The 22,509-nt window shown below is 66.7% G+C and carries 17 protein-coding genes; 9 read left to right on the top strand and 8 right to left on the bottom strand.

What is annotated here, in order from left to right; genetic code table 11:
- Nucleotides 1-12: 12 nt before the first annotated feature.
- Together AB4083_RS13885 and xerD are read right to left on the bottom strand one after the other, a co-directional pair.
- Nucleotides 13-795, bottom strand: coding sequence for a DsbC family protein (locus tag AB4083_RS13885; RefSeq protein WP_441608582.1), 783 nt, complete (start codon nt 793-795; stop codon nt 13-15).
- Nucleotides 796-888: 93 nt separating this feature from the next.
- Complete coding sequence (gene xerD / locus AB4083_RS13880) at nt 889-1,800, bottom strand: site-specific tyrosine recombinase XerD (protein ID WP_441608580.1); 912 nt, start codon at nt 1,798-1,800, stop codon at nt 889-891.
- Between the two features lie 44 nt (nt 1,801-1,844).
- On the opposite strand from xerD, the gene AB4083_RS13875 reads away from it, so the two are divergent.
- The 6 genes from AB4083_RS13875 (at nt 1,845) to AB4083_RS13850 (ending at nt 7,809) form a co-directional block, all read left to right on the top strand.
- The gene (locus AB4083_RS13875) at nt 1,845-2,351 is read left to right on the top strand and encodes an RDD family protein (protein ID WP_441608578.1); all 507 of its coding nucleotides are present in this window, start codon (nt 1,845-1,847) and stop codon (nt 2,349-2,351) included.
- Nucleotides 2,352-2,411: 60 nt separating this feature from the next.
- The gene (locus tag AB4083_RS13870; RefSeq protein ID WP_441608576.1) at nt 2,412-3,158 is read left to right on the top strand and encodes a class I SAM-dependent methyltransferase; all 747 of its coding nucleotides are present in this window, start codon (nt 2,412-2,414) and stop codon (nt 3,156-3,158) included.
- 406 nt (nt 3,159-3,564) lie between these two features.
- The gene (locus tag AB4083_RS13865; RefSeq protein ID WP_441608574.1) at nt 3,565-4,614 is read left to right on the top strand and encodes a fimbrial protein; all 1,050 of its coding nucleotides are present in this window, start codon (nt 3,565-3,567) and stop codon (nt 4,612-4,614) included.
- 148 nt (nt 4,615-4,762) lie between these two features.
- A complete protein-coding gene (locus AB4083_RS13860) occupies nt 4,763-6,016 on the top strand; it encodes a polyhydroxyalkanoate depolymerase (RefSeq protein ID WP_441608573.1) in 1,254 nt (417 codons plus the stop codon).
- A gap of 17 nt (nt 6,017-6,033) precedes the next feature.
- A complete protein-coding gene (locus AB4083_RS13855) occupies nt 6,034-6,837 on the top strand; it encodes a helix-turn-helix domain-containing protein (protein ID WP_441608571.1) in 804 nt (267 codons plus the stop codon).
- A gap of 36 nt (nt 6,838-6,873) precedes the next feature.
- Nucleotides 6,874-7,809, top strand: a complete 936-nt coding sequence (locus tag AB4083_RS13850) for a nitroreductase family protein (RefSeq protein WP_441608569.1) — start codon at nt 6,874-6,876, stop codon at nt 7,807-7,809.
- Nucleotides 7,810-7,811: 2 nt separating this feature from the next.
- Here AB4083_RS13850 and ltaE read toward each other — a convergent pair whose 3' ends face one another.
- The 6 genes from ltaE to AB4083_RS13820 all read right to left on the bottom strand — a co-directional run bounded on the left by ltaE (nt 7,812) and on the right by AB4083_RS13820 (nt 16,915).
- Nucleotides 7,812-8,828 carry a low-specificity L-threonine aldolase gene (gene ltaE, locus AB4083_RS13845; protein WP_441608567.1) on the bottom strand — a complete coding sequence of 339 codons (1,017 nt, stop codon included), beginning with the start codon at nt 8,826-8,828 and terminating at the stop codon, nt 7,812-7,814.
- 209 nt (nt 8,829-9,037) lie between these two features.
- A complete protein-coding gene (locus AB4083_RS13840) occupies nt 9,038-9,661 on the bottom strand; it encodes a TetR/AcrR family transcriptional regulator (protein ID WP_441608566.1) in 624 nt (207 codons plus the stop codon).
- The gene (locus AB4083_RS13835; protein ID WP_441608564.1) at nt 9,658-11,100 is read right to left on the bottom strand and encodes an efflux transporter outer membrane subunit; all 1,443 of its coding nucleotides are present in this window, start codon (nt 11,098-11,100) and stop codon (nt 9,658-9,660) included. The genes AB4083_RS13840 and AB4083_RS13835 overlap by 4 nt, the downstream gene beginning before the upstream one ends.
- Entirely contained in the window at nt 11,093-14,236 is a 3,144-nt protein-coding gene (locus AB4083_RS13830; protein ID WP_441608562.1) for an efflux RND transporter permease subunit, read from the bottom strand. Before AB4083_RS13830 ends, AB4083_RS13835 begins: the two co-directional genes overlap by 8 nt.
- A 12-nt stretch (nt 14,237-14,248) precedes the next feature.
- A complete protein-coding gene (locus AB4083_RS13825) occupies nt 14,249-15,439 on the bottom strand; it encodes an efflux RND transporter periplasmic adaptor subunit (RefSeq protein ID WP_441608560.1) in 1,191 nt (396 codons plus the stop codon).
- A gap of 336 nt (nt 15,440-15,775) precedes the next feature.
- The gene (locus tag AB4083_RS13820; RefSeq protein ID WP_441608558.1) at nt 15,776-16,915 is read right to left on the bottom strand and encodes an ROK family protein; all 1,140 of its coding nucleotides are present in this window, start codon (nt 16,913-16,915) and stop codon (nt 15,776-15,778) included.
- A 287-nt stretch (nt 16,916-17,202) separates the two neighbouring features.
- Here AB4083_RS13820 and AB4083_RS13815 point away from each other — a divergent pair, with 287 nt between their 5' ends.
- The 3 genes from AB4083_RS13815 to AB4083_RS13805 all read left to right on the top strand — a co-directional run bounded on the left by AB4083_RS13815 (nt 17,203) and on the right by AB4083_RS13805 (nt 22,506).
- Nucleotides 17,203-18,606, top strand: a complete 1,404-nt coding sequence (locus AB4083_RS13815; RefSeq protein ID WP_441608556.1) for an APC family permease — start codon at nt 17,203-17,205, stop codon at nt 18,604-18,606.
- A complete protein-coding gene (locus AB4083_RS13810) occupies nt 18,603-19,640 on the top strand; it encodes an ROK family protein (protein ID WP_441608554.1) in 1,038 nt (345 codons plus the stop codon). The genes AB4083_RS13815 and AB4083_RS13810 overlap by 4 nt, the downstream gene beginning before the upstream one ends.
- An 88-nt stretch (nt 19,641-19,728) precedes the next feature.
- A complete protein-coding gene (locus AB4083_RS13805) occupies nt 19,729-22,506 on the top strand; it encodes a TonB-dependent receptor (protein WP_441608553.1) in 2,778 nt (925 codons plus the stop codon).
- The last annotated feature ends 3 nt before the right edge of the window (nt 22,507-22,509 follow it).

Below are 22,509 nucleotides of genomic sequence, written 5' to 3'. Positions count from 1 at the left end.
GCTACGGAGACTTCAACCCCCGATCGGCTTGATACCGCGCTTCTGCAGGGCCTGCAGCAGCTGGTCCGGGGTCATGTAGCCGCCGATCACGGTGCCGTCCTCGGCCACGATGGTCGGGGTGCCGGTGACCCCTAAGCGCACGCCCAGGTCGAACTCGTCCTTCACCGGGTTGGCGCAGGTGGCCGACTTGGGCTGCTTGCCGTCCTTGGCCGCGCTGAAGGCGGTCTTGCGGTCGGCCGCGCACCATACGGAGACCATCTCGGTATAGGTCGGGGTCGGGTTGCCCGCCGTGCTGGTCACGCCCTCGCGCGGCCAGGCGACGTACTCCAGCGCGATGCCGGCCTTGTTGAAGTCGTCCACGTGCTGGTGCAGCGCGCGGCAGTAGCCGCAGTTGACGTCGGTGAACACGGTCACCTTGTAGCGCGGCTTGGCCGGGGCGAACACGATGCGGTCGGACTGCGGCAGCTTGTCCAGCTCGGCCTTGCGGAAGCCGGACCAGACCAGGTCGCTCATGTCCTTCTTGCTGGCCAGGTCGATCAGGTTGCCGGTCAGCATGTACTTGCCGTCGGCGCTGACGTAGACCAGCTGGCCGGAGGCGATCACCTGATAGAAGCCCGGCAGCGGCGAGGGCGTGATCGACTCGATCTTCACCTTGGAAGCGAGGCCGAGCACGGCCTGGCGCACGGTGTCCTCGGGGCCGGCCTTGGCCGCATCGTCGGCGGCGTGCGCCGGCTGGGCGAACGCCACCGCGCAAACCACGCTGGCGCACAGGGCCAGCCATCCATTCTTGAACATCGCAAACCTCACTGGCTTCCGTTCGTACACGGAATGATCGGGGGGATGGCCCGATTCTCGCACAGGCCGGCTGACGGCTTCGTCAGCGGAGTCTCAACCGCGCGGATGGTGCTGCGCATGCAGCCGCTTGAGTCCTTCCTTCGCCACCAGCGTATAGATCTGCGTAGTACTGAGCGCGCTGTGGCCCAGCAGCATCTGCAGCGCGCGCAGGTCGGCGCCGTGGTTGAGCAGGTGGGTGGCGAAGGAATGCCGCAGCACGTGCGGCGAGATGCGCTTGGCCACGATGCCCACGCGCACCGCATAACGCTTGACCAGGGTCCAGAACATCTGCCGGGTCATGCCCTCGCCGCGCTTGCTCAAGAACAGTGCAGCCGGCTGCCGCCCCTTGGCCAGCACCGGGCGCGCCACGGCGAGATAGGCCTCGATCCGCTCCAGCGCCAGTTCGCCCACCGGCACCAGGCGGTCCTTGCCGCCCTTGCCGGTCACGCGCAGCACGCCCTGGCGCAGATTGAGCCCGGCCAGCGGCAGTTCCACCAGTTCGGACACGCGCAGGCCCGAGGCGTACATCAGCTCCAGCATCGCGCGATCGCGCAGGCCCAGCGTGGTGTCCAGCTCCGGCGCCTGCAGCAGCGCCTCGATCTCGCGCTCGGCCAGCGCCTTGGGCAGGCTGCGCGGCGTGCGCGGGCGCTCAATCAGCAGGGTGGGATCCTCGAAGCCCGGTTCGTTGCGCGCCACGAAGCCGTAGTAGCGGCGGAACGAGGACTGCCGCCGCGCCATCGAGCGCACCGCCACCGGCTGCGCGCCGTGGTATTCGGACAGATGCTGACGCTGCGCCTGGTTCAAGCTCAAGCCCCGCCCGGCCAGCCAGCGGGCCAGTCCTTCGAGATCGCGGCGGTAGGCTTCGAGCGTGCGGTCGGACAGGCCGTCCTCCGACCACACCCGCTCCAGAAAGGCGGCGATGCTGCGCTGGTCGGCTTCGGCGATACTTGCGGCTTTCTCTGACATGCGCGAGATGCTGGGCATAGCGCGCGCCGGACGCAAGCCGACGAATGAACCCGAACATCCCGAACGCTGCTCTCGTACCCGCCACGCTGCCGCGCCGCCTGCTGGCGCTGTTCTACGACCTGTGGGCGGTGATCGCCATCGTGGCCACGGTGGGCTATGTCTGCCAGCGCGCCACCGGTGGGCAACTGATCGCCACCACAGGCCACGTGGAAGCCGTGTGGTGGTACCAGCCGCTGCAGGGGCTGGTGCTGTCGGCCTACTTCATCGCCTCGTGGCTGCGCGGCGGACAGACGCTGGGCATGCGTCCGTGGCGCCTGCGGCTGGTGCGCGTCGACGGCGGCAAGCTGCGTTTTGTGCAGGCGCTGATCCGCCTGCTCGCCGGCGCGGCGCCGCTGCTGCTGCTGGAACTGGGGCGCGTCTTCAGCACCGCGGTGGCGCTGTGGGCCGTGCTTATTGCCTGGGCAATTTGCTTCGCCTGGGCGTTGACCAATCCCCGCCGCCGCGCGTTGCACGACGTGATCGCCGGCACCGAAGTCATCCGCCTCGCCTGACGCAAGAACTCGCGACCGGATTCACACGCTTGTCAGCCCGGCCAGCGCCACACTAATTCGATGCCTACCCACCTCGCGCCCACGCCGCGCAGCGACGCCGACCTGGCCGCCGCCAATCGCCGCTTCTACGAACCGCTGTGGGCCGAAGCCCGGCTGGTGCCGCCGGAGCGCTTCAACACCTGGCCGCTGGTGCGCGAACTGGCTGCCGCCTCCACCCGCCGCCTGGAGATCGCGCCCGGCCTGCGCCCGCGCCTGCCGCTGCAGGACACCTGCTTCGTCGACCTCAGCGCCGAAGCCTTGCGCAAGCTGCGCCGCCACGGCGCCAACGCCGTGCACGGCACCATCGGCGCCCTGCCCTATACCGACGCACAGTTCGACCTGGTCTGCGCGTTCGACATCCTGGAACACGTGGCGGACGACGTCGGCGCGTTGAAAGAACTCGCCCGCGTCGCCGCGCCCGGCGCCACCCTGCTGCTGTCCGTGCCGTTGCACATCGCAGCGTGGACGCCCTTCGACGAATTCGTCGGGCATTGCCGCCGCTACGAACCGGACGACATCCGCACGCGCCTGGCGCAGCACGGCTTCCGCATCGAACAGAGCGCGGTCTACGGCATGCAACCGAAATCCTCGCGCCTGCTCGAAATCGGCCAGTGGTACCTCACCCACAAAAGGGAGCGCGCGATGTGGTGGTACAACCGCGTGTTCATGCCGATCGCGGTGCGGATGCAGAAGCCGCTGCAGTGGCGGGAGGGGCTCGACGACACGGCGGGCGTGGACGAAATCCTGCTGGTCTGCCGCAAGACGTAACTTCGGGGCCAGGCCGCAGGCGAGCCCTCCGCGTCTCGCAGCTGTGCCGTCGCCGCGAAGCTTGCCGGGATCATCCGATCCATGGGTGCTTAATAAGCAGCTTCCGCTCCCGAACTATTCCACCACACAATGCGCCCAGGCATCCCGCGACGAAGGTCAACAGGGGAGATTGGCGGACTCCAGCGAGCCATGAGCAGCACCGAGACGGGAGCGCTTGAGTCTGAATTACGCCGTAATCAGAGAACCTCGACGCGGCCGTCTCGTACAAATTCAAGAAATGTCCAGTCGCCCCAACCATTGATGGCTGGCTAAATTCCCGCTCTGTAGATCGCGGTCAGTCGATCCATCTCGCGACTCACCAAAGCCGGGGCCAAAACTCATGTCGATTGCAAATAAGCATAAATGCTTGGGCCTGACGGTCTTATTTATCATCGCCCTGGTGAAGGCACCTGCTGCCACCGCCGCAACTACCGATTGCACGCAAAGCGGTTATCCCGCGGCGCCATCGACCGCAACTGTCGGCGCCATAAAAATTCCCAGCGACCTGCCGGTCGGTTCGCCCATTCCAGGCACCCGGGTTGCACTGAACTGGTCGTTCTCATGCAAGGAAAGTGGCATCACCGGCGGCGGGCATTGGTCCATCATGAATAATAAAAATTGGACCGCAAAGCTCGTACCTGGCCTGATCAATGTCTATCAACTCGATACCAAAGGCAGCGCGACAGAGGTTGCTGGAATAGGCTTCAGGTTTCTCAACAGCGCCGGCACCCCCGTATCGTTCGATGCAACCTCTGTCTACACCAACGACGTGGTCATGGGCGACGCACCAGCGAAGCAAACGAGCTTTCGATGGAATGGCTATATTGAACTGGTCAGAATCAATGCCACCGTCGCCACGGGAACAGGGAACCTGTGGTTCTATACCGGCGTAGCGGGCCAAGCTTATGGCAACATTAATGAAGCCAGCAGCAAGTTCACTTACAAATACAGCATAAGCAGCACTGCCGATACATGCTCAGTGGTCAATCCGACGCAGACGGTAACGCTTCCCACGGTTTCTTCCGCGACCGCTTCTTTGGATGCGACTGGCGTTACTCAGCGCGCGGGCAGTACGCCGTTTACCATTTCGCTGAAGTGCAGCGGAGGCAGCAAGCTTTCGATGACCTTCACTGATGCAAACAATCCCGGCAATCGGACGAACATAGTCAAAGCGGCCGAAGCTTCTGCCGATTATGGTATTGGCCTTACCTATCTGGATCCGACTGGCGGGCCGAAGTCAGTAAGTTTAGGTCCTGAATCGGCTGCCGCCGGCGTAGATGGCCAGATAAACATCGGAAGCACCATCGATGGAACCACGGCGCTGCGTTTCTTTGCCGCCTATGCACACAGCCCTGGAACCAAATTTCCTCCAGGTCCGGTCAGTGCAAAAGCCATCTTCACCCTCTCTTACCAGTGAAGTCATACGGAGCTAGTGCATCGCCGACATCCGCGATAGGCCACCCCATCCAACTAACTGATTACGCTAACATAACATTCTTGCGGCATCGCAGCACTCAGGCGCGCGAGCGGGTAGAATGAGATTTTTCCGCCCCCCGGCTTCCCGCATGCTCTATCAGATCCACGAATGGCAGCGCGCCTTCCTCGGCCCGCTCAGCCACTACGCCGATGCCAGCGCGAAGATGCTGACCGATCCGTCCAGCCCATTTGCTCAGGTCCCCGGTGCACAGCGCATGGCCGCCGGCTACGAGCTGCTGCACAGGTTGGGCAAGGAATACGAGAAGCCTGCGTTCGACATCCACCAGGTGGTGTCGCATGGGCAGGACCTCGCCATCGTCGAACGTACCGTGCTGGCCAAGCCGTTCTGCGAGCTCAAGCGCTTCAAGCGCTACAGCGACGACCAGGACACCATCGAGCGGCTGAAGAACGAGCCGTCGGTGCTGGTGGTAGCGCCGCTGTCCGGCCATCACGCCACCCTGCTGCGCGACACCGTGCGCACCTTGCTGCGCGACCACAAGGTGTACATCACCGACTGGGTCGACGCGCGCATGGTGCCCACGGAAGATGGCGCGTTTCATCTGGATGACTACGTCGAATACGTGCAGGAGTTCATCCGCCATATCGGCGCGCAGCGCCTGCATGTGATCTCGGTATGCCAGCCGACCGTGCCGGTGCTGGCCGCGGTGTCGCTGATGGCCGCGCGCGGCGAAGCCACGCCGCTCAGCCTGACCATGATGGGCGGCCCGATCGAGCCGCGCAGCAATCCGACCGGGGTCAACAGTCTCGCCACCACCCAGCCGCTGAGCTGGTTCAAGGGCAACCTGATCCACACCGTGCCGCCGAACTACCCCGGCCACGGCCGCGAGGTGTATCCCGGCTTCCTGCAGCATGCGGGCTTCGTGGCGATGAACCCCAGCCGGCATCTGAATTCGCACTGGGATTTCTATCTCGACCTGCTGCGCGGCGACCTCGACGACGCCCAGGCGCACCGCAAGTTCTACGACGAGTACAACGCCGTGCTCGACATGCCGGCCGAGTACTACCTCGACACCATCCACACCGTGTTCCAGCAGTTCCTGCTGCCGCGCGGGCTGTGGGACGTGCGCGGCGAACGCGTCACGCCAGCGGCCATCACCAGGAGCGCGCTGCTCACGGTGGAAGGCGAGCTGGACGATATCTCCGGCCTGGGCCAGACCGAAGCGGCACACACGCTTTGCAGCGGCATCCCGACGGATCGGCGCGCGCACAAGGTGATCGAAGGCGCCGGCCACTACGGCATCTTCAGCGGCCGTCGCTGGCGCGACGTGGTGTATCCGCAGGTGCGGGATTTCATCAAGCGCTTCGACCAGCCCATCGCCTGAGCCAGGCACGGACGTCGATGCGCGCCGTCCACCGCCTTCCCGCTCCGCCGCTGCGCGCGGCGATCGACCGCTACTGGAGCTGGGACGGCGCCGATCCGCTGCGTCTGCTGCCGCTGATGCCCAGCCCCGGGGGGCTGGAAGTGTTCTTCCACTATGGCGCGCCATTCGCGCTCGATGACGCGGGGGCACGGCCATTGCCGCGTGCACACCTGGTCTGCGTGCGTACGCGCCCCGTCGCGTTGTTCCAGCATGGACACACCGGTTTTGTGGCCGTGCGCGTGCGCGCCGGCATGGGCGAGCACCTGACCGGCGTGCCGGTGGACGAGCTGGCGGATCGCTTCGTCGATGCCCGCGATATCTGGGGTGCGGCCGCGGGCGAACTGCTCGAACGACTGGCCGAAGCCGCTTCGGCGGATGAGCGCGCCGCCCTGCTCGATCAGTTCTTCCTCGCGCACCAGCACGCGCAGCGGCATGGCGCCGAGCTGGCGCCTGCGCTCACTGCCCTGCTGCACGGCCAGACCAGCGTGGCCGATGCCGCGCACGAAGCCGGCCTGGGCACGCGGCAGCTGGAGTATCGCTTCCAGCACGCCACCGGCCTTTCGCCCGCACGCTTGCGCCGCCTGGCCCGCCTGCGCCGCTCGATCCGCATGCTGCTGCTCGCGCCGCCCGAGGCCACGCTGACCACGCTGCTCGACCCGGCCTACCACGACCAGGCGCAACAGGTGCGCGAGTTCCGCGAACTCACCGGCTTCACACCGGGCGAGCTGCGTCGCGCCGGGCCGGCCAGTGCGCATTTCTACAATCCATCCTGGCCGCGCTGAACCACGCTGCGGACTCCTTTCCGTTGGAGTCCGTCCATGATTTTCGTCGCCGATCTGCATGCCCGCGAAGGCGCGGAAGATGCGCTGCACCAACTGCTCGCCGCACTCGCCGCCGCCACCGCCGACGAGCCCGGCGCGCTCGCCTACAGCGTGCGCCAGCATCTGGATGAACCGGCGCGCTTCCAGGTCAGCGAGCATTACCGCGACCGCGCCGCGTGGGAGCAGCACATGGCCGCGCCTTATCTGCGCGAAGCACTCGACCGTTTCCCGCAACTGCTGCAAGCGCCGCCGTCGCTCGCCAGTTACGCAGAGCGCGCCACGCTGCCGCCCGCGCCGCTGAGCGTGCCCGAAGCCATCCGCCAGCGCCGCGCCGTACGTCACTACCGTCCCGATCCGGTCGATCCCGCCGTGCTGGACGAACTGCTCGAACTCGCGCTCGCCGCGCCATCGAGCTGGAACCTGCAGGATCGCCAGCTGGTGGTGGTCACCAGCGAGCAAGGTCGCCAGGCGCTGACGCACGCCACCGGCGGCCAGCCGCAAGCGCAGGAAGCACCCGTGATGGTGGTGTTCCTGGCCGACTGCCAGGCGCATACGCGCGACCGCTCCGACATCTGGACCCAGGCGCGCGCCAACCAAGCCTGGAGCGAGGACTTCATCGCCTTCTTCGCCGCCCAGTCGCAGGCTTTCCAGGAAGCGCTGGCCGCGCGCGGCGCACTGCGCGAGTACGCCATCAAGGACGCGATGATCGCCGCCAGCTTCTTTATCCTCGCAGCGCAGAGCCGCGGCCTGGCCACCTCGCCGATGAACGGCTGGGACGAGGCGCTGGTGAAACGCGCCATCGGCGCGGAGCAGCGCGACGATCTCGCGGTGGCGCTGCTGGTATCGCTAGGCCACGCGGCCGCACAGCCCTTGCCACCAGGGCGCCGTCCGGCGGCGCTGCAGGTGTTTCGCGAACACCTGCCGCCCAGCTGAGCTCAAGGCGCGAAGAACGCCTGGAACGCGTCCACCGTGCGCTCGATGCCGTCGTCGTCCACATCCAGGTGCGTCACCAGCCGCAGGGTCGGCAGATAGCCGATGCTGATGCGCACCTGCGCCGCGCGCAGGTGCGCATCCAGCTCGCGCAGACGCGCGGCCGGCACGTCGACGAACACCATGTTGGTGTGCTGGCCCAGCAGCTTCACGCCAGGCAGATGGCCCAGCCGCGTCGCCAAGGTCACCGCGCGCGCATGATCCTCGGCCAGACGCGCCACCTGATGATCCAGCGCATGGATCGCCGCCGCCGCGAGCATGCCGGCCTGGCGCCAGCCGCCCCCGGCGACCTTGCGCCAGCGCCGCGCTTTCTCGATCAGCGCACCGGGGCCGAGCAGTACCGAACCCACCGGCGCGCCCAGGCCCTTGGACAGGCACACCGACACCGTATCGAACAGGCTCGCGATGTCGCGCGCATGCACGCCGCTGGCCACGGCCGCGTTGAACAGCCGTGCGCCGTCCAGATGGAAACCCAGGCCGTGTTCGCGTGCGAATTTCTGCGCGGCATACAGGTAGTCGAGCGGCAACGCGCGTCCGTGCCAGGTGTTTTCCAAGGCCAGCAGCCTGGTGCGCGCGAAGTGCGGGTCGATCGGCTTGATCGCCGCGGCCAGCTTGTCCAGCGGCAGCGTACCGTCCGCATCGTGCGCAATCGGCTGCGGCTGGATCGAACCCAGCACCGCCGCGCCACCGCCTTCGAACTTGTAGGTATGCGCGTCGGCGCCGACCAGGTATTCGTCGCCGCGTTCGCAGTGCGCCATCAGCGCCAGCAGGTTCGACTGCGTACCGGTCGGCACGAACAACGCCGCCTCGAAGCCCAGTTCGTCGGCCAGCTTCGCCTGCAAGGCGTTGACGGTGGGATCTTCGCCGTAGACGTCGTCGCCCACCTCGGCCAGCAGCATGGCCTCGCGCATGGCGCGGGTGGGCTTGGTCACGGTATCGCTGCGCAGGTCGACCCAGTCCACGGCGTTGCTCCTCAAAGGGGAAGCCCAAGCTTGGCGATTACCGCCTCAATCCTCAAGGTCGAATCCTTCTCCCTCCAGGAGAGGGTGGCGGCAGCCGGGTGAGGGTACGGGCGGAGCGATGCGCCCGACTCCGCCCCGTACCCTCACCCCAACCCCTCTCTCCCACAGGGACTACCTTCGGGTCGCCGATGGGAGAGGGGCTCTTCATCTCACTTGCTCATCAAGCGCGGAACCACCTCGGCCAAGGCCTCGCGCAGCAATTGCGTATCCAGCTTCGGATCCCTCGACGCGCGCACCGCCAGCCCCTCGATCAGCAACATCATGGCCAGCGAGCGGCGCTCGCTGATCGCCGGCGACATGCCGATGCCTCCCTCGTCCACGGGCTTCTCCAGCCATTGGCGGAATTCGCTGCAGGCCAGTTCGTCGGCGTGGTGGATCGCGTTCGCCACCTGCTTGTCGCGGGTGGCCTCGGCGCTGGTTTCCAGGAACAGCGCGGCATTCATGATGCGCATGTCCGGGCGCGGCCGGCTCCACTCGACGAAACACTCCATCAGTGCCTCGACCGGATCGGTCGAGGCACTCAGCGCGCGGATGTCTTCCAGCTCCATTTCACTCTGGCGCTCGATGATGGCCAGCACGATCGCGCTCTTGTTCGGGAAGTAGCGGTAGATCAGGCCGGCGCTCATCGCCGCGGCTTCGGCGATATTGGCCATGCTCGCGGCGTGGAAACCGTACTTCACGAAGCAGTGCTGCGCGGCGACCAGGATGCGTTCGCGCTGTTCGCGCGCGCGCGGGCTCAAGGATGCTTCGTCGATTTTTTCGTCGCGGGTCATGGGCTACCGGGGATAGGGCTGCGTTCGTTCCAACCGCCGCCCAGCACTTTATACAAAGTGACCCGATTGGTCTGCTCGGCCAGCCGCGTCGCAATAAGCTGCTGCTGCGCGGCGTACAGCGCGCGCTGCGCATCCAGCGCCACCAGGTAGCTGTCCTTGCCGGCCTTGTAGCGTGCCCGCGACAGCTCGTCGGCCCGCGCCGCCGCGCCTACCAGGGACTCCAGCGCCTGGCGCTGTCCGGCCAGGGTGGTGGTGAGGGCCAGCGCATCCGCCACTTCGCGGAAGCCGGCCTGGATCGCCTTTTCATATTGCGCCAGGGCGATCTGCTGGTCGGCCTTGGCGCCGGCGAGCTGTGCGCGCAGGCGGCCGCCCTGGAAGATCGGCAGGCTGATCTGCGGCGCGAAGCTCCACACCCGCGTGCCGCTGTCGAACAGGTTGTTGAGCTGCCCGCTCGCCGTACCCACGCTGCCGGTCAGCAGGATGGTCGGGAAGAACGCCGCCCGCGCCGCGCCGATATCGGCATTGGCCGCGCGCAGCAGATGCTCCGACTGCAGGATGTCCGGCCGGCGCAGCAGCACCTCCGAGGGCAGTTCCGCCGGCAGCGCGCCGAGCATGGTGGCGTCGTCGCCCAGGCCGGCAGGCAGCAGCGATTCGTCCAGCGCGCCGCCGGCCAGCAGGCGCAGCGCGTTGATGTCCTGCGCCACCTGGCCGGTGTAACGCGCCATGTCCGCACGCGCCGTTTCCACCGTGGTCTGCGCCTGGCTCACGTCCAGGCTCGACGCCGCGCCGAGCGCATGGCGTTGTTCAGTCAATTTGAATGAAGCCTCCTGCGTATCGCGCGTGGCCTGCGCCACCTTCAGCGACTCCCGATCCGCCGCCAGCGTCAGCCAGGCGTTGGCTACTTCGGCGATCAGGCTCAGCTGGGCGCTGCGGCTGGCCTCGCCTTCGGCCTGGAAACGCTCCAGCGCACCGGTGCTCAGCGAGTTCACGCGGCCGAACAGATCCAGCTCGAACTGGGTGGTGCCCAATTCAGCGCGGTACTGTTGAGTCACCGGCTGCGGCTGATTGATGTCGCGGCTGCGCTGCAGCGAAGCAGTGGCGGCGATCGACGGCAGGCGGTCGGCGCGCTGGATGCGGTACTGCGCACGCGCCTTCTCCACATTAAGCACGGCCACGCGCAGGTCGCGGTTGTTATGCAGTGCCTGTTCGATCAGTGTCGAGAGACGCGGATCGACATAGAACTGGCGCCAGCCGATATCCGCTGCACGGCCCTGCATGGCGCCCGAGGCCGCCGCGTCCGGCGCGACGGTGTTCTCGGGCAGCGGCCACGTCGCCGGGACATCCGGCTGCGCGGCCGGCACCTTCGGCGCCAGGCTCACGCAGCCGCCCAAGGCCAAGACGAGGGCCGCACTGCAAATCAAATTGAAAGACTTAGTCATGCGAGGTATCTCCAGCGACAGCTGCGCCACCTATGGCGCGCTTGCGCCGCGCGAACAGGCGCTGCACCACCACGAAGAACAGCGGCACGAAGAACAGACCCAGCGCCGTGCCGGCGACCATGCCGCCCAGCACGCCGGTACCGATCGCGCGCTGCGCACCGGAACCCGCGCCACCGGCCAGCGCCAGCGGCAGCACGCCCAGGCCGAACGCCAGCGAGGTCATCAGGATCGGGCGCAGCCGCGTGCGCACCGCCAGCAAGGTCGCGTCGAGCAAGGCCATGCCCTTCTCCACGTTCTCCTTGGCGAACTCCACGATCAGGATCGCGTTCTTGCTCGACAAGCCAACCGTGGTGAGCATCGCCACCTGGAAGTACACATCGCGATCCAGCCCACGGAAGTACGCCGCCAGTACCGTGCCGAGAATGCCCAGCGGCGCCACCAGCAGCACCGCGGTCGGGATCGACCAGCTCTCGTACAGCGCGGCCAGGCACAGGAACACCACCAGCACCGACAGCGTGTACAGCATCGGCGCCTGCGCACCGGCTTCGCGCTCCTGATAAGACTGGCCGGTCCACTCCAGGCCGACGCCGGCCGGCAGCTTGGCCACCAGCTTTTCCACTTCGGCCATGGCGTCGCCCGAGCTCACGCCCGGCGCGGCTTCGCCGTTGATCTGCATGGCCGAGACGCCGTTGTAGCGTTCCAGGCGCGGCGAACCGAAATCCCAGCGCGTGCTGGCGAAGGCGCGGAACGGCACCATCGCACCGGCGGCGTTGCGCACCGACCACTTCTCGAAATCCTCCGGCGCCATGCGGAACGGCGCGTCGGCCTGCACGAACACGCGCTTGACGCGGCCGCGGTCCATGAAGTCGTCGATGTACTGGCCGCCCCAGGCCATGGTCAGCGTGTCGTTGAGGTCGCCGATCGACAGGCCCTGCGCGGCGGCTTTCTTGTAGTCCACGTCGATGCGGAACTGCGGCGTGTCGTCCTGGCCGTTGGGCCGCACGTTCGCCAGCAGCTTGCTCTGCCCGGCTTCCTGCAGGAACTGGTTGCGCGCGGCCACCAGGGCCTCATGGCCCAGGCCGGCGTTGTCCTTCAGATAGAAGTCGAAACCCGCCGAATTGCCCAGCTCCGGCACCGCCGGAGGCGCGAAGGCGAAGACCATCGCGTCCTTGTACTGGCTGAAGGCGCCCATGGCACTGCCGGCCACGTCGTTCAAGCTCGCGCCGGGGCCATGACGCTCGCTCCAGTCCTTCAACTGCACGAAGGCCATGCCGGCGTTCTGGCCGTTGCCGGCGAAGCTGAAGCCGAGCACGGAGAACACCGAATCCACCGCCGGGTCGGCCATGAAGTGCTGCTCCACGCGGCTCATCACGCGGCCGGTGCGCTCGGTGGTAGCACCCACCGGCGCCTGCACCATGGTGAACAGGAAGCCCTGGTCCTCCATCGGCAGGAATGAAGTCGGCAGGCGCAGGAACACCACCACCATCGCCGCGCTCATCGCCACGAACACCAGCAGGAAGCGGCGCCCACGCGCGATGATCGCGCCCACCACGCCCTGGTACTTGCGCGTGCCCTGGTCGAAGCGGCGATTGAACCAGCCGAAGAAGCCGCGCTCCGACGCGTGATGGCCCTTGGCGATCGGCTTGAGCAAGGTCGCGCACAGCGCCGGCGTCAGCACGATCGCCACCATCACCGACAAGGCCATCGAGGACACGATGGTCACCGAGAACTGCCGGTAGATCACACCCGTGGAACCGCTGAGGAACGCCATCGGCACGAACACCGCCGACAGCACCAGGGCGATGCCGACCAGCGCGCCGGTGATCTGCGACATCGACTTGCGCGTGGCTTCCAGCGGGGAAAGCCCCTCCTCGCTCATCACGCGCTCGACGTTCTCCACCACCACGATGGCGTCGTCCACCAGCAGGCCGATCGCCAGCACCATGGCGAACATGGTGAGCATGTTGATCGAATAACCCATCGCGCCGAGCACGCCGAACGTGCCCAGCAGCACCACCGGCACCGCGATGGTCGGGATCAGCGTGGCGCGGAAGTTCTGCAGGAACAGGTACATCACCAGGAACACCAGCACGATCGCTTCGAGCAGGGTCTTGATCACACCCTCGATCGACACCTTCACGAACGGCGTGGTGTCGAACGCGATCACCGACTTCACCCCGCGCGGAAACGACGGCTCCATCTGCTTGAGTGCCGCTTTCACGCGCTCGGCCGTGGCCAGCGCATTGGCGCCGGAGGTGAGCGAGACGGCGATGCCGGTAGCCGACTTGCCGTTGTACTTGCTGGCCGAGCCGTAGTCCTGCAGGCCCAGCTCCACCCGTGCCACGTCGCCCAGGGTCAGCACCGAGCCATCGGTATTGCTGCGGATCACGATCTGGCGGAACTGCTCCGGCGTCTGCAGGCGCTGCTGCGCGATCACCGAGGCATTGATCTGCTGGCCCTTCACCGCGGGGTTGCCGCCGATCTGGCCGACCGCCACCTGCTGGTTCTGCGCGCGCAGCGCAGCCACCACTTCGGTCGGCGCCAGCTTGTAGGTGTCGAGCTTGTTCGGGTCAAGCCAGATACGCATGGCGTACTTCGAACCGAACACCTCGATATTGCCGACGCCGGCGACGCGGCTGAGCGGGTCCACCAGATGGGCGTTGACGAAGTCGGAGATGTCTTCGCCGTCCAGGCGGCCATCCTGCGACACGAAGCCCACCACCATCAGAAAGCCCGAGCTGGACTTGACCACGTTGATGCCCTGCTGCTGCACGATCTGCGGCAACAGCGGCGTGGCGAGCTGCAGTTTGTTCTGCACCTGCACCTGGGCGATGTCGGGGTTGGTGCCGTTCTCGAAGGTGAGCGTCACCTGCACCGAACCGTCGGAATCGCTGGTGGCGGACATGTACAGCAGGCCGTCCAGGCCCTTCATGTTCTGCTCGATGATCTGCGTCACCGAGTCTTCCGCGGCCTGTGCCGACGCGCCGGGGTAGTTGGCGTTGATGGTCACCTGCGGCGGCGCGATCACCGGATACTGCGATACCGGCAGGCGCAGCATGGACAGCGCGCCGGCCAGCATCACGATGATGGCGATCACCCAGGCGAAGATGGGGCGATCGATAAAGAAGCGTGCCATGGGTATGAGTCCTCAGTGCGCCGCGGCGGCTGCGTGTCCGGCAGCGGCTGCGGCTGCGGCCGTGGCGCCGGCTTCGCTGGCGTGCACCGGCATGCCGGGCTGGATCGTCTGCAGGCCTTCGACGATCACCTTGTCGCCGGCGGCCAGGCCGCCTTCGACCAGCCATTGGTCGCCGACGGTGCGGCCGACCTGCACTTCGCGCAGTTCCGCCTTGCCGTCCTTGCCGATGACCATGGCGGTGGCGCCGCCCTTGGGATCGCGCGAAATGCCCGCCTGCGGCACCAGCAGCCCGCGCGGGTTGCTGCCCTTGTCGAGCACCGCGCGCACGTACATGCCGGGCAGCAGCACGCCTTCCGGATTGGGCACCAGCACGCGCAGCGCGAAGCTGCCGGTAGTGGGATCGACGCTGACATCGGCGAACTGCAGCTTGCCGGCGTGCGCATAGCTGCTGCCGTCCTCCAGCACGATCTTCACCGGCGTGCCGTCGGCTTCCTTCAGCGAACCGGCAGCGATGCGCTTGCGCAGGTCCAGCAGCTCGCCGCTGGACTGGGTGACGTCGATGAAGATCGGATCGAGCTGCTGCACGCGAGCCATCGGCTCGGCCTGGTTGGCAGTGACCAGCGCACCCGGCGTCACCGCGGATTTGCCGATGCGCCCGGTGATCGGCGACACGATGCGCGCGAAGGCTAGCGTCACGCCGGTGCTTTCCACCTGGGCCTGCCCCGCTGCCACGTCAGCTTCGGCCTGGCGCCATGCGGCGGTGGCGGTCTCGTCGTCCTGCTTGCTCACTGCATCGATGCGCACCAACTCGGTCGTGCGCCTGGCGTTGAGCTGGGCCGAATACAGCGCGGCCTTCGCTTTCGCCAGCGCTGCCTTGGCGTTGTTGTTTTCCGCGCGATACACCGCGTCGTCGAGCTGGTACAGCGGCTGGCCCGCCTTGACCAGCGCGCCTTCCTCGAACAGGCGCTGCTTGATGATGCCGTTCACCTGCGGCCGCACTTCGGCGATCTGGAACGCACTGGTGCGCCCTGGCAATTCGCGCGTGACGGTGACCGCCTGCGGCTTGAGCGTCACCACCGTGACTTCAGCGGGGCCACCCTGCTGCTGCGAAGCCTGCTCGCCCTTGCAGGCGGCGAGGGTCAGGACGGAAGCGGCCAGGGCCGTGAGGGCCAAGCCGCGCAAGAAACTACGATTTGAAGACATGAGAGACCTCGGTCCCTGCCGATGGGGAGGGGCGGCAGAACAAGAGTGAACGATCATTCTCATTATTGAACCGAAATAGCCTATCGGTCAATGATACTTACGGCACGGGGGTAAAATGGCCATGAGACGCGTGATGGCGCATGGCGCGCACGTCGCAGGGTGAGGGAAAGGAGCGGCGCTCGCGTGCCCTTGTTTGCGCATTTGCACGAATGGCGCGGGGAGGCGGCTGCAGCACGTTCTTGCGATTTCCTCGCCGTTTTGGCGAGCGCGCAAACGCTTGGGCGGAAGATTTCCCCCCAGATCGATCGAAAAGCGAGCACGCACCGGCGCGCCGGGTCAGGCCTTCAGCAGCGCCTGATAGTCCGGACTGAGTTCCGCCAGCACGACCAGCGCCGCCGCGCCCAGCGCCACGCAATCGGGGCCGGCGGTGCCCAGCCGCAGGCGTTCGTGGCCGCGATCGGCGCGCGCGCTCACCGACGGATACAGCGGGAACGCGGCATCGATCAGCCGACGCAGGATGTCGTCGGACAAGGTGCCGCCTACCAGCACCGTTTCCGGATCGAGCATCGATTCGAGCACGTTCACCGCGTGGCGCAGCGCCGGCACCGCTTCGGCGAGCCAGCGTTCGATGCCGGCGGCATGCCCGGGATGGGCGAGATCGACATCGTTGAGGCTCTGGTCCGCGCCGATGCCGAGGTGTTCGAGCAGCGACGCGCCGGAAACGTAGCGCTCCAGGCAGCCCTGCTTGCCGCAATAGCAGGGCTTGCCGTCGGGCCTGACGATGACGTGGCCGATTTCGCCGGCATTGCGCCAATGACCGGAGTACAGCCGGTTGTCGAGATAGAAACCCGAGCCCAGGCCGTGCCCGAAGAACAGATAAGCGAAATCGCGCAGCGCGCCGGCGATGCCGTACAGGCGCTCGCCCATCGCCGCCGCGGTGGCGTCGTTTTCCAGCAGCACGGGTAGTCGCGTGAGTTCACGCAGGCGGGCGAGGCTGTCCGCGTCGTCCCAGCCCGGCATGCTGGTGGGACCGACCGCGCTCATGCCTTCCACGCCGAACGGGCCGGGCAAGGCGATGCCGATGCCGAGCAGGCGGTCCGGCGGCAGGTTGGCGCGGAAGGTCTCGACGGTGCCGGCCAGCAGCGGCAGCGCTTCGGCGAAGCTGGGATAGCTAACTGCGTGTACGCGGCGCCCGCGGGTATGGCCCTTCAGGTCCAGCAGGACCGCCAGCACCTGGTGCTGTTCCACATGGAAGCCGACCGAGAAGCCGCCGTCCGGATTGATCGACAGCGGAATCGGCGGCTGCCCGCGCGCGGTTTTTTCCGGCGCATGGCTGGTGAGCATCGACTCGGCGATCAGCTCGGCCACGATGTTGGAGATGGTCTGCGCGGTGAGCGAGGTGAGCCGCGTGAGGTCCGCCCGGGTCAGCCGCCCCGCTTGCCGGATCGCCTCCAGCACCACCCGGCGGTTGTGCATGCGGGCGTGCTCGAGGTTGGTGCCTGTGGTGGGCCGATTGGACCGTGACGAGGTATGCATCGCTGACTGGGGCTTCTTCCGAACGGAGGGCTGGTGCCGGGACATCTTACGGGCGCTTCGGACCGGGAAGGCCCGATCTGGCGCGATTCCGGAGTGAGACTAGACCTGGGCCAATTAATTTCTTCAACTTGAATTAATATAAATCCTGTGCTCTGCTTGGCCCCGACTCGCCCAGCCCACCGGGCGTCCATCGCCGTCGTTTGCTGTACCCGGAGCCTCCCGAGCACATGCAAGACCCGACTTCCACCACGCCCGACGCACCCCGGCTCAAGCCCCTGCTGGGCCTGCCCGCCGCCATCGCGCTCAACATGGGCCAGATGTGCGGCGCCGGCCCGTTCATCACCATTCCGGCGATGGTGGCGGTGATGGGCGGCCCGCAGGCCTGCCTGGGCTGGCTGCTCGGTGCCCTGCTCGCCCTGTGCGACGGCCTGGTCTGGGCGGAACTGGGCGCCGCCCTGCCCGGCTCGGGCGGCACCTATGTCTATCTGCGCGAGGCCTTCGGCAAGCGCACCGGCACCTTGCTGCCGTTCCTGTTCGTGTGGACCGCGATGCTGTTCATCCCGATGACCATGGCCACCGGCGTAATCGGCTTCGTGCAGTACACCCACTGGCTGTGGCCGGGCATGACGCCGATGCAGGGGCATCTGCTGGGGCTGGCGTTGATCTGGCTCACCGTCGCGGCGTTGTGGCGCAACACGGGTTCGATCGGCCGGCTGGGCATCGTGCTGTGGGCGATCATGCTGGCCAGCGTCGGCTGCCTGATCGTCGCCTCGCTTACGCATTTCGATGCCGCGCGCGCATTCACCCTGCCGCCCGGCGCGTTCCATCTGGGTGGTGCGGCGTTCTGGCTGGGCCTGGCCGGCAGCCTGACCATCGGCACCTACGACTACCTCGGCTACAACACCACCGCTTACATCGCCGCGGAGCTGAAGAATCCCGGCCGCACGCTGCCTGCGTCGATCATCTACTCGATCCTCGGCATGTTCGTCGTGTACTTCACCATGCAGGTCGGCATGCTCGGCGTGGTCGACTGGCATCGCATGCTCGATACCAGCTCCGCGGCCTACAACTCGATCGCCTCGGTGGTGCTGGCCGAAACCTGGGGCAACACCGCTGCACGCATCGTCACCGTGCTGATCCTGATCGCCTGCGCGGCCTCGGTATTCGCCGGCGTGCTGGGCGGTTCGCGCGTGCCGTACGAAGCGGCGCGCGACGGCGTGTTCTTCCGCGCCTTCGCGGGTCTGCATCCGCGCCTGGGCTTCCCCACCTGGGGCTTGCTGGCGATGGGCGTACTCACGTCGCTGGGCTTTGCCGTCGGGCGCGCGACCTCGCTGACCACGCTGATTCAGCTGCTGACCACCGTGATGATCCTGGTGCAGTCGATCGCGCAGATCGCCGCGCTGTTCGCGCTGCGCCGCCAGCGCCCTGCGCTGCAGCGTCCCTATCGGATGTGGCTGTATCCGGTGCCCGCGCTGATCGCGCTGGCGGGCTGGAGCTACATCTACGTTTCCTCCAATGCCAATGCGCCGGGTGCGTATCCGATCCAGTGGTCGCTCGCCTGGCTGCTGCTGGGATCGGTCGCGCACCTGCTGTGGTCGCGCGCGCACGGCCTGCGCACGGAGCATGCATGAACCCTCTGTCCTCCATCGCGCCGGCGAACCACACGCGCACCTTGCTGGCGATCGATGTCGGCGGCACTAAGACGCAGGCGGCGAGCTACGACCTCGCCACCGGTGCGCTACGCCGTTGCCGGCTGGAAACGCATGCGCCGGACCTGCGCGGCGTTGCCGCGCTGCATCGTCTGATCGATGGCGTGCAGCGCGAACTCGGCATCGACGCAAGCACACCCTTGCTCGGCATCGCCGCCGTGTTCCCGGGTGTCATGCGCGGCCAGCACCTGCTGCTGGCTCCGAACACGCCGGGCCTCGAAGGCATGAACCTGTTCGAGGAACTGGCCGCGGCGTTCGCCTGCACAAGCATCACGCTCGATAACGACGTCAAAGCCGGCGCACTGGCCGAACACGCCTGGGGCGCATTGCGCGGCAGCGACCCGAGCCTATATCTCAATGTCGGCACCGGCCTCGCCGCCGCCGCGATGATCGGCGGCGAGGTCTATCGCGGACGCAACGGCGCGGCGCTGGAGATCGGTTACCAGCTCACACCAGCCACCAGCGTGCTGCCGCCCGAACATTGGCGCGGCTGGCGCGATGGCGTCGCGCCGATGGAAAGCGCGTTCTCCGGGGCGTCGCTCGACGCACTGGCGCGCCAGGCACTGGGCGACGGTCACCGCGCGGAAGACCTGTTCGCCAGCGACGACCCGAAGATCCGCCACGAACTGCAGCGGCGCATCCACGCGCTCGCCGCGCAACTGGTGAACCTGGCCATCGCGCTGGATGTGGAACGCATCGCTATCGGCGGCGGCATCAACCGGCAGTTCGCACTGTTCGAGGCCACGCTGTCCGGCTTGCTGGATCGGCTGGTGCCGTTCCCGCCCATGCTCGCCCGCGCGCGCTTCGGCAACGACGCGCCGCTGTGGGGCGCGCTGGAACTGGCGCGCCGCGCCGCCGGCCTGCCAGCGCTGCCCGCCGCGCTTTTCGAAGACACCACCACGGGCGCGGCGGAGCCCGCCAGCACGCTGCAACGACTTATGCCGCATCCGCCTTAGCCCCGGCACGGCTGCGTTGCGCGGGGGGAGCCGTGCGCGCCGCGATCGTCCGGAACCGAACACGCTTGAACGTTGGGGAGAACCTGTCATGCCGTACCGGATATCTGTCTTGACGGCGGCCATCGCCGCCAGCCTGCTCTGCATCGCACCGCGCGCCAGCGCGCAGGACACCGCGTCTGCGCCGGCGCCCGCTGCGCAAACCGGCCAGAACGCTACTGGCAAGAGCGCTACCGGCAAGAACGCTACTGACAAGAGCGCGACCGACCAGAAGAACGTCAAGGATCTGGCCGGCGTCACCGTCACCGGCATCCGCGCCAGCATGGCCAGGTCGCTGGATACCAAGCGCGACGCCGACGCCATCGTCGACGCGATCACCGCCGAGGACATCGGCAAGTTCCCCAGCACCAACGTGGCCGAGGCGATGGCGCAGATTCCTGGCGTCACCATCGACCGCCGCTTCGGCCAGGGCGAGCGCGTCAGCATCGACGGCACCGATCCCAGCCTCAACCTCACCTTCCTCGACGGCCATCCGGTGGCGCAGACGCCATGGCTGGTCGGCGAGCAGCCCAACCGCGGCTTCGACTACACCTTGCTGGCGCCGGAAGTGCTCGGCCGCCTGGAGATCTACAAGTCGCCGGAAGCGCGCCTGCCCGAAGGCAGCATCGGCGGCACGGTGGTCATGCACACGCGCGAACCGCTGGACCTCAAAGCCAACACCATCACCGGCACGGTCGGCTACAACTACGGCGACCAGGCCGACAAGGGCCGCCCGAATGCCTCGGTGCTGTATAGCTGGAAAAACCCTTCGTCGACCTTCGGCGCGATGGTCTCGCTCTCGCACTACGAGGAGCAGACCGACCGCCAGGGCACCGAGATCTTCAACTACGAATCGATGAACGACGCCGCGCAGGTCAGCCCCTACGTCGCCGGCCAGCTCGCCAACGGCAAGGTGCAGGGCAGCGACCTGATGCCCGATTCGCTCAACGCCGCCTGGTTCCAGCAGCACCGCAAGCGCGACACCGTTACCGCCACCGTGCAGTACAAGCCCACCGATCGCCTGGAGTTCCGCGCCAGCGCGCTGTACGTGCGCGAGAACTTCAGCAACTTCGAGCAATCGCTGTACTTCCAGGGCCCCGAACAGAACCTCGACGGCCTGCAGACGCCAGCCCAGCAAGGCGTGATCCGCGGCGGCCACGTCTGCGGCAACGACCCGGTGAACTGTGCGCCGACCATCTATCTCGACTCGTTCGCGCGCAAATCCGTGGTCACCACCAAGGGCCTGGACCTGCAGGGAAGCTACCGCGGCGACGGCTGGAACCTCAGCGGCCAGGCCGGCGCCAGCAAGGCCAGCAATACCTTGCAGGAGTACTACCTGGGCTTCCTGTACGGCGGCGCCTACGCCTGGGACATCAAGCGCGGCATCCATTTCGACGACCCGCCGGCGGCGCGCGACCCGGCCAACTGGATCTCGCCCAATGGCAGCGACAGCCTGCTGCGCAATCCGTTGTCCTCGCGCGACGTGTATGCGCAGCTCGATTTCAGCAAGGACTTCGACGGCGCGGTGAACCAGCTGCTGATCGGTGCGCGCTACACGCGCCATAACGAAGGCTCGGACTATCGCTCCTATGCCCAGGGCATCACCAACGGCACGCTGGCCGACGTCGGCAGCATCAGCTACACCGACTTCCTCAACAGCAGCAACTTCTCCGGCTTCTCCGCCGACCAGCGCCGCCACGTGCAGGCCAGCAATGGCGCTGAGCTGGCCTGGATCGATCACAGCCCGGTCGACTACTCGGACGTCAGCGCAGCCAACTACATCAACGGCACCTGGCAGGTGCGCCAGGAAGCCGAGGCGCTGTATGCCCAGGGCAACTTCGCCTTCGACTCGCTGCGCGGCAACTTCGGCGTGCGCTATGTGCATACCAAGATCGACGGCAACTACATCCAGGCCATCGGCGCACCGGTCTACCCGGTGCCGGGCGACTGGCACCGCAGTTCGAAGGCCACCTATAACGACTGGCTGCCGGCCTTCAACCTTGCCTACGACACCCAGCACGACGTGGTGCTGCGCTTCTCCGCCGCCAAGGTGATCTCGTGGGCGCCGTACAACCAGCTGGTGCCCAATACCTTTCTCAACGACGACATCCTCAACGGCACGGGCGGCAACAGCGGGTTACAGCCGTACAAGTCCTACAACTTCAACGCGTCCGCGGAGTGGTATTTCAGTACCCAATCGGTGCTCGCGGCCTCGGTGTTCTACAAGCACGTGCTCAACTACATCGACCAGGTGGCCAAGATCGAGCGCCAGTACAACAGCTTCAACGACAGCGACCACGACAACTTCGTGCAGAAGTACGTGAACGGCCAGCTCGGCAACTGCGACACTTCCGGCTTTTGCGACTACACGGTGATCCGCCCCTACAACGCCGGCGCCGGCAAGATCCGTGGCTTCACCCTGAACTACCAGCAGCCGTTCGGCAGCTCCGGTTTCGGCCTGTCGGCCAACTACACCTATACCCATGCGCGCAACAGTGCGGGCGAATCGCTGCCGTACAGCTCGGACAATGCGGTGAACCTCAGCCCGTACTACGAGAAAGGCCCGCTGTCGGCGCGCCTGATCTACGGCTGGCGCAGCAAATACCTGGCCGGCGGCTTTATCGCCGGCGCCGCGCCTGCCACCGTCGACGCCTATACCGAACTGGACGCCAGCTTCGGCTGGACCTTCAACCCCAACTTCTCGGTGACACTGGACGCGATGAACCTGCTGGACGAGAAATACTTCCAGTACCAGGACACCAAGCGCGAACCGCTCAACACCTACACCACCGGACGGCGCTATATGCTCAATGCCCACTTCAAGTTCTGAGGC

The organism is Dyella sp. 2RAB6, assembly GCF_052115385.1.
Lineage (GTDB): Bacteria > Pseudomonadota > Gammaproteobacteria > Xanthomonadales > Rhodanobacteraceae > Dyella_D.
This window is presented reverse-complemented; position numbering and strand designations above follow the sequence as displayed.